The following is a 7,660-nucleotide window of genomic DNA, read 5'->3' as shown; positions in this document are numbered from 1 at the left end:
CCGGATCCGCGGGCACCGGGGCCTGCGCGCCGGCCGCGTCGCCGCCGCTCAGGCTCGGCCACGCCGGGCGGTCGTCGCCGAACCGGCCGACCCCCGTCGCCGGCGTGCCGGTGTCCCGGCGCGCGCGCCGCCCGTCGGTGTCACTCATGCACGCACTCCCTGCAAGCCTTCCGGTCGAGCCGGGCCGCGCTGCCGCGGACCGGCCCTGAGGTCCCGCGGCAGCCTAGCGGCCGGGCGTCCGGTCCTGGCGGACCCGCGCGGTCAGGCGAGCAGGTCGCGCCGCCGGAACGCCAGCACGCCGCCCGCCACCAGCGCCACCGCGAGCGCCGCCAGGACCCCCGCCGCGGGCCAGTCCATCGGGTCCGCGGGCATCGCCGGCGTGTACCGGAGCGGGGACGCGACGTCGCTGCCGTCGGGGAGCACCCCCGCCAGCATCGCGGTCAGGGCGACGTAGCCGAGGTACGCCCAGGCGAGGCCGAACGCGCGCGGCGCGAGCCCGAGCACCAGGACCGCGACGCCGGTGACGGTCCACAGCGCCGGCACCTGCGCGAGCGCCGCGCCGACGAGCCGGCCGACCAGCGAGGGGTCCTCGAGGGTGCTCGCCGCGGTGACGCCCATGACCAGCCCGCCGAGCAGCACCATGCCCGCCGCGGCGCCGAGGACGACCGCGAGCTGGGCGCCGAGCCACCGCACCCGGCCCACCGGCCCCGCGAGCACGTGCGCCGCGCGCCCGGCCGCCCGGGCGGAGGAGGCGGCCGGGCGGCCGCCACGCCCTGCACGCCCGCCGCCGCGGCGAGCGCGACCGCGACCAGCAGGTACCGGGACAACGCGGCCTCCCCGGCGCCCCCGGCACCCTCGGGGAAGAACGCGGCCAGCGCGGGCTCGTCCTCGATGAACTGCACGACCTCCCGGGCCAGCACGCCGACCAGCCCGCAGATCGCCGCGACCCCGACGGCCCACCCGGTGAGGGCCCCGCCGAGCCGGCGCAGGGTGACGGCCGCGACCCCGGCCAGGCGCGGCGAGGCGTGCGCGCGGCCGGCGCGCTCGGGCAGCAGGCCGTCGCCGAGGTCGCGCCGCTCCGCCAGCAGCGCGGCGAGGCCGAACGCGGCGGCGGACGCGAGCACGGGCAGCGCGAGCGGCCACCACCGCTCGTCGACCCAGGCCCGGGTGGCCTGCGACCAGCCGAACGGCGACAGCCAGCTCAGGGCGCTGCCGCTCTCCGGGGCGCGGACGTCGCCGGCCGCGCGCAGCACGAAGCCGGCACCGGTCGCCGCGAGCCCGAGCATCGACGCGGTCCGGGCGTGCCGCACGAGCTGCGCAGCGACGGCGGCCGTCGCGCCGAAGGTCAGCCCGACCAGCCCGCAGCCGAGCCCGAACGCGAGCGCACCCGCCACGGGCAGCCCCGTGCCGGCCAGCGCCGCCGCGAGCGCGAGCCCGATCGCCAGGTCCGCGAGCGTCACGACGACGACCGCCGCGAGCACCGGGGCGTCCCGGCCGACCGGGGTCGAGCGGACCACCTCCAGGAGACCCGACTCCTCGGCCCCGCGCAGGTGCCGGACGACGAGCAGCACCGACAGCACCGCGAGCGCCAGCGCGACCCAGGCGCCCAGCTCGTTGGCCACCATCGCGCCGATCGTGTAGTCGTCGAGCCCGTAGCCCGGACCGCCGAGCGCCACCGCCGCGGGCGACCGCATGAGCTCGGCGCGGGCCGCCCGCGACTCGGGCGTCGGGAACAGGTCGGCCTCCGAGGCGGCCGAGACGGCGGTCAGCCCGGCCACGGCCACCAGCCACACGCCCAGCCGCACCCGCTCGACCCGCAGCGCGACCCGCACCAGCGCCCCGGTGCCGGCCCAGCGGTCGGTCGCGCGCCGCGCTGCCGGCGGGGCGGGGCGCGCCGGCGCGACGGCGGTCACCGGGGGCTCCCGGCGGTCTCGCCGTACTCGCGGAGGAACAGGTCCTCGAGCGTCGGCGGGTGCGCGGTCACGCCCCGCACGCCGAACCGGGGCAGCAGCGCCAGCACGTGGTCCAGCGAACCGGCGTCGACGTCGACGCGCACGTGCCCGTCGACCAGGGCGGGCTCGTGCACCCCCGGCGCGTCGCGCAGCGCGGCGAGCGCCGAGCCGGCGTCCCGCAGGGACACGACGACGGCCGTGCGGGTCAGCCCGCGGAGCTCGTCGAGGGTCCCCGACCGCACCGCCCGCCCCGCGCGGATGATCGTGACCCGCTCGCAGAGCGCCTCGACCTCCGCGAGGATGTGGCTCGACAGCAGCACGGTGCGTCCCTGCCCGGCGGCCTCGCGGATGCACCGCTGGAACTCGGCCTCCATCAGCGGGTCCAGCCCGCTGGTGGGCTCGTCCAGCACGAGCAGCGGGACGTCGGCCGCGAGCGCGGCGACCAGCGCCACCTTCTGCCGGTTCCCCTTCGAGTACGCCCGCACCCGCACGGTCGGGTCCAGCTCGAACCGCTCGACGAGGTCGGCGCGCCGCCGCGCGTCCAGCCCGCCGCGCAGCCGCCCGAGCAGGTCGATCGCCTCGCCGCCGGTCAGGTTCGGCCACAGGGCGACCTCCCCCGGCACGTAGGCGAGGTGGTGGTGCAGGGCGACCGCGTCCCGCCACGGGTCGGCGCCCAGCACCCGCGCCTCGCCCGCGTCGGCGCGGAGCATGCCGAGCAGCACCCGGATGGTGGTCGACTTGCCCGCGCCGTTCGGACCGAGGAAGCCGTGCACCTCCCCCGCGCGGACGGACAGGTCGAGCCCGTCGAGCGCCCGGCGGCGGCCGAACGCCTTCACCAGGCCGCGGACGGCGACGGCGTCGGTGGTGGTCATGGTTCCTCCCGGGCGAGCTCGTCGATCGCCGCCGCCAGCAGCCCGTGGTCGGTGAGCAGCGGCTCGGTCAGCATCTCCATCGCCGGGACGACCGCCCAGCGGGACAGCGCCGTGAACGCCGCGACGGGGTCCAGGGTCGGCGAGGGTGCCCGACCCGCCTCGGCGTCGATGAGCGCGAGCTGCAGCAGCCCGACGCTCTGGGCGACCAGGTAGCGGGCCCGCCCCGCCGGGTCGACCGACGGGCTCACGGTGCCCGCGGCCACGCCCAGCGCCAGGTAGTCCTCGGTCGCCGCGACCATGTCGTCGACGAACCGGGACGCGAGCTCCCCACCGGCGGCCAGGCTGCGGACCACGTAGCCGAACACCGGGCCGTACTGGGTGAGGTCGGACAGGTGCGCCATCGACTCCCGCGGGGTCTCGGTGGTCAGCGACGCCTCCTTCTGCGCCCGGATGCGGTCCAGCACGTACGCGTCGCAGGCGGCCCGCAGCCCGTCCTTGGACCCGAAGTGGTGGATGACCAGCGCGGGGCTGACCCCGGCGTCGGCCGCGACCGCGCGCAGGCCGGCGCCGAACCCGTCGCGGGCGAACCGCAGCAGGGCGGCGTCGCGGATCCGGGCGCGGGCGGTGAGGTCGTCGTCGGTCGATGCTGAACGCACGTTCAGCAGACTAAACGCGCGTTCAGCCGAGAGGCAAGAGCCGGGTGCGGCCCCGGGCGGAGGCGCCGGCTCAGCCCTCCGGGCGCGCCGCCACCCGCACCGCGTCCGCCCGGGTCAGCCGCACGGCCTCACCGAGGTCGGCGGCCTGCGCGACCCGCATCCCCTCGGGCGCCTGGCCCTTCTCGAGCGACCCGGCGGGCACCACCGCGTGCGTGAACCCGAGCCGCGCCGCCTCCGCCAGCCGGCGCGCGGTGCCGGTCACGGGGCGGATCTCCCCGGCCAGCCCGACCTCGCCGATCGCGACCAGCCGGGGCGGGAGCGCGACGTTCTCCCGGCTGCTGACGGTCGCGAGCGCGAGCGCGAGGTCCGCGGCGGGCTCGACCACGCGGGCGCCGCCGACGGTCGACACGTACACGTCCTGGTCGCCGACCTTCAGCCCCGCGCGCCGCTGCAGCACGGCCAGCACCATCGCCAGCCGGCTGCCGTCGACCCCGCTGGTGGTGCGGCGCGGGTTGCTCAGCATCGACGGCGCCACCAGCGCCTGCACCTCGGTCGCGAGCGGCCGGCGGCCCTCGAGGGTCACCGTGACGCAGGTGCCGGGCACGTGGTGCCGCTCGTGCGACACGAACAGCCCGGACGGGTCGGCCAGCCCGACGATCCCGGTCTCGGTGAGGTCGAAGCAGCCGACCTCGTCGGTCGGGCCGAACCGGTTCTTGGTCGCCCGCAGCAGCCGCAGCCGCGAGTGCCGGTCGCCCTCGAACTGGCACACGACGTCGACCAGGTGCTCCAGCGTGCGGGGGCCCGCGACCGACCCGTCCTTGGTGACGTGCCCGACGAGCAGCACCGGCAGCGCGCGCTCCTTCGCGGCCGAGATGAGCGCGGCGGCGACCTCGCGCACCTGCGCCACGCCGCCGGGCGAGCCCTCGACGGCCGAGGACGCGACGGTCTGCACCGAGTCGAGCACGAGCAGGTCGGGCTCGGTCTGCGCGAGGTGGCCGAGGATCGTCCCGAGGTCCGTCTCGGCCGTGAGCAGCAGGGTGTCCGCGAGCGCGCCGATCCGCTCGGCGCGCAGCCGCACCTGGCCGGCGGACTCCTCCCCCGTCACGTACAGCACCGTCCGGCCGCCGGTCGCGGCGCGGCTGGCGACGTCGAGGAGCAGGGTCGACTTGCCGACGCCCGGCTCGCCCGCGAGCAGCACCACCGCACCGGGCACCAGCCCGCCGCCCAGGACGCGGTCGAGCTCGCCCACGCCGGTCGGCAGGGCGCGCGCCGCCTCCACGTCGATCTCCGCGATCGGCCGCGCCGCCCCGCGCAGGGGCACCATGACCGCCGTGCGCGGCGCCGCGCCGCCCGGACCCGTGTCCTCGGACACCGAGCCCCAGGTCTGGCACTCGCCGCACCGGCCCACCCACTTGGACGTCGTCCAGCCGCACTCGGTGCAGCGGAACGCGGGCCGGGCGGTCCGGGAGGAGGTGGTGGTCGACACGGCCGTCACGCTAACCGGCGCCACCGACACGGGCCGCGCACGCACCGTGACCGCATCGCAACGTCCACGGGGCGCGCACCGCACGCGGTGCGTCACCGGCGGCCCGTAGGATCGCGCCGTGCCCACCACCACGCCGCCCGATGACCTGCTGCGGCACACGCTCGCCGCGGTCGCGCCCGGCACCGAGCTGCGCGACGGCCTGGAGCGCATCCTGCGCGGCCGGACCGGCGCGCTCATCGTGCTCGGGCACGACGCCACGGTCGAGAGCATCTGCTCCGGCGGGTTCGAGCTCGACGTCGAGTTCTCCGCCACCCGGCTGCGGGAGCTCGCCAAGATGGACGGCGCGATCGTCATGGACCCCGGCTCCCGCCGGATCCTGCGCGCCGCCGTGCAGCTGCTCCCGGACCCGACCATCTCGACGTCCGAGTCGGGCACCCGGCACCGCACGGCCGAGCGCGTCGCCAAGCAGACCGGCCTGCCGGTGATCTCGGTGTCCGCGTCCATGCGGATCATCGCCCTCTACGTCGGCGAGCAGCGGCACGTGCTGGAGAACGCGGACGCGATCATGTCCCGCGCCAACCAGGCGCTCGCCACGCTGGAGCGGTACAAGGCCCGGCTCGACGAGGTCAGCGGCACCCTCTCGGCGCTCGAGATCGAGGACCTCGTCACCGTCCGCGACGTGTGCGTCGTCGTGCAGCGGCAGGAGATGGTGCGGCGCATCTCGGTGGAGATCGCCGGCTACGTCGTGGAGCTCGGCACCGACGGCCGCCTGCTGTCCCTGCAGCTCGACGAGCTCACCGGCGGCATCGGCTCCGACAGCGAGCTGGTCATCCGCGACTACCTCGACTCGGCCCGCCGCGACGGGGAGGCCATCGCCGCCTCGCTCGCCGCGCTCGACTCCACCGAGCTGCTGGACCTCGGCCTCATCGCCCGGGAGCTCGGGCTGCCGTCGGGCGTCGAGATGCTGGACGCCGCCACCGGCCCCCGCGGCTACCGGCTGCTGTCCAAGGTGCCGCGGCTGCCCGCCGCGATCGTCGACCGGCTGGTCGGCCACTTCAGCGGCCTGCAGAAGCTCCTGGCGGCGAACATCGACGACCTCATGGCGGTGGACGGCGTCGGCGAGCAGCGCGCCCGCGCGGTGCGCGAGGGCCTGTCGCGGCTCGCGGAGTCCAGCATCCTCGAGCGGTACGTCTGACCCGGGGCGTCGCCCCGCGGGTCACTCCAGCCCGAACACCACCGGCTCGGTGCTGACCCCGCCGAGCGCGAGCACGGCCTGGTAGGTGCCCGGCTGGGCCGAGGGCTGGTCCGGGGCGCAGCCCTCGACCGACCGGGTGCGGTCCCACTGCACCTGGCGCTCGTCGACCTGGCCGGGCGCCAGCAGCAGCTGCAGGGCCTCGCCCGTCGCGCAGTCGGTGCTCGCCCAGATCCGGTCGGTGCCCGAGGTGATGAGCACCTGGCGCTGCGCGTCGCCCGCGTCGAGCAGGCAGTCCACGTCGCCGGTGTTGGTGATCCGGATGGTGAAGGTCGGCAGCACGCCGGCGGCGTAGGTGGTCGCGTCCGCCGCGAGCTCCAGCCCGACGGCACCGGGCTCGCAGGCCGGGGTGCCCTCGGTCGTCTCCTCCGACGTCGGCGCCTGCTCCGTGGGGCCTCCGGCCGGCGGGGCCGCGTCGTCGTCGCCCCCGCCGCCGAGCAGCGCCCGCACGCCGAGGAACGCGAGCACCACCACGAGCACGAGCACGAGGAGGACCACGGCGCGCCGGACCCAGTACACGCGCGCGGGCAGCGAGCCCTCCGGCCGCAGCACGCCCATGTCCCGGTCCCTCCGCTCGAACTGCCGCCCACGCTAACCCGGCACCGCCCCGCCCCGGGTGACCGCCCCGGGGACACGCGGGTGGGGCGCGGCGCGCGCTGGTCCCCACCGGATCGTCGCGCCCCCGCCCGGTCGATCGGGTGGGGGCGCGACGATCGGGCGGGGACCGGGCGGCGGCTCCGTCGGGCCGCGCGATTCGGCGCGCACGCCGGGGGCGGGTGAGGATGTGCGGCGTGCCTCCCTCCTCCCTCGACGCGGCGGCCGTGGACCCGGCGTTCGCCGACGGGGTGCGGGACGACGTGGTCGCGTGGTTCGACGCGCACGCCCGCGACCTGCCGTGGCGGCACCCCGACCGGACGCCCTGGGGCGTGCTGGTCAGCGAGGTGATGCTGCAGCAGACCCCCGTCGTCCGGGTCGAGCCGGCCTGGCGCGCGTGGTTCGCGCGGTGGCCCGAGCCCGCGGACCTCGCCGCGGCCAGCCCGGCCGACGTCCTGCGCGCCTGGGACCGGCTCGGCTACCCGCGGCGGGCGCTGCGGCTGCAGGAGTGCGCGCGGGCGGTCGTCGAGCGGCACGGCGGCGTGGTGCCGTCGGACGCCGACGCGCTGCTCGCGCTGCCCGGGATCGGGGAGTACACGGCGGCCGCGGTCCGGGCGTTCGCGTTCGGGCTGCGCTCCGTCGTGCTCGACACCAACGTGCGCCGGGTGCTGGCCCGGGTCGCGGCGGGCGCCGCGCTGCCCGCCCCCGCCCTGACCGTCGGCGAGCGCCGCCTCGCGCAGGCGTTCGTGCCGGCCGACGACGCGCGCGCCGCGCGGTGGGCGGCCGCGTCGATGGAGCTCGGTGCGCTGGTGTGCACGGCCCGGTCGCCGCGGTGCGGGGCGTGCCCG

Annotated in this window: 8 protein-coding genes; 2 read left to right on the top strand and 6 right to left on the bottom strand. The window is 77.7% G+C overall.

All coding sequences use genetic code 11. The features are described from left to right. Positions 1-261: 261 nt before the first annotated feature. The 5 genes from FA014_RS20780 to radA all read right to left on the bottom strand — a co-directional run bounded on the left by FA014_RS20780 (position 262) and on the right by radA (position 4,966). The gene (locus FA014_RS20780; protein ID WP_230323275.1) at positions 262-504 is read right to left on the bottom strand and encodes a hypothetical protein; all 243 of its coding nucleotides are present in this window, start codon (positions 502-504) and stop codon (positions 262-264) included. After that, positions 441-1,913, bottom strand: a complete 1,473-nt coding sequence (locus tag FA014_RS16335) for an anibiotic ABC transporter (protein WP_230323274.1) — start codon at positions 1,911-1,913, stop codon at positions 441-443. Before FA014_RS16335 ends, FA014_RS20780 begins: the two co-directional genes overlap by 64 nt. Then, the gene (locus FA014_RS16330; RefSeq protein WP_154730705.1) at positions 1,910-2,824 is read right to left on the bottom strand and encodes an ABC transporter ATP-binding protein; all 915 of its coding nucleotides are present in this window, start codon (positions 2,822-2,824) and stop codon (positions 1,910-1,912) included. Before FA014_RS16330 ends, FA014_RS16335 begins: the two co-directional genes overlap by 4 nt. Next, entirely contained in the window at positions 2,821-3,480 is a 660-nt protein-coding gene (locus tag FA014_RS16325) for a TetR/AcrR family transcriptional regulator (RefSeq protein WP_195969327.1), read from the bottom strand. The genes FA014_RS16330 and FA014_RS16325 overlap by 4 nt, the downstream gene beginning before the upstream one ends. A 70-nt stretch (positions 3,481-3,550) precedes the next feature. Continuing rightward, positions 3,551-4,966: a DNA repair protein RadA gene (gene radA / locus FA014_RS16320; RefSeq protein ID WP_230323273.1), complete on the bottom strand. Its 1,416-nt coding sequence runs from the start codon at positions 4,964-4,966 to the stop codon at positions 3,551-3,553. A 118-nt stretch (positions 4,967-5,084) separates the two neighbouring features. Between radA and disA the strand changes: the two genes are divergently transcribed. Continuing rightward, a complete protein-coding gene (disA, locus tag FA014_RS16315) occupies positions 5,085-6,161 on the top strand; it encodes a DNA integrity scanning diadenylate cyclase DisA (protein WP_154730702.1) in 1,077 nt (358 codons plus the stop codon). Between the two features lie 21 nt (positions 6,162-6,182). Here the strand turns inward: disA and FA014_RS16310 are convergent, their stop codons facing one another. Then, positions 6,183-6,776, bottom strand: coding sequence for a hypothetical protein (locus FA014_RS16310; protein WP_154730701.1), 594 nt, complete (start codon positions 6,774-6,776; stop codon positions 6,183-6,185). 224 nt (positions 6,777-7,000) lie between these two features. On the opposite strand from FA014_RS16310, the gene FA014_RS16305 reads away from it, so the two are divergent. After that, positions 7,001-7,660, top strand: a 660-nt coding sequence (locus tag FA014_RS16305; RefSeq protein WP_154730700.1) for an A/G-specific adenine glycosylase, incomplete at its 3' end; no start/stop codon positions are given.

It is taken from the genome of Cellulomonas hominis (genome assembly GCF_005239125.1).
Lineage (GTDB): Bacteria > Actinomycetota > Actinomycetes > Actinomycetales > Cellulomonadaceae > Cellulomonas > Cellulomonas hominis_A.
The sequence above is the reverse complement of the archived record's forward strand: the minus strand, read 5'-3'. Positions and strand labels throughout refer to the sequence as shown.

Bases quoted from the DNA above. Each gene is read 5' to 3' on its own strand.
- FA014_RS16330 (WP_154730705.1), bottom strand. From the start codon at position 2,824: ATGACCACCACCGACGCCGTCGCCGTCCGCGGCCTGGTGAAGGCGTTC.
- FA014_RS16310 (WP_154730701.1), bottom strand. From the start codon at position 6,776: ATGGGCGTGCTGCGGCCGGAGGGCTCGCTGCCCGCGCGCGTGTACTGG.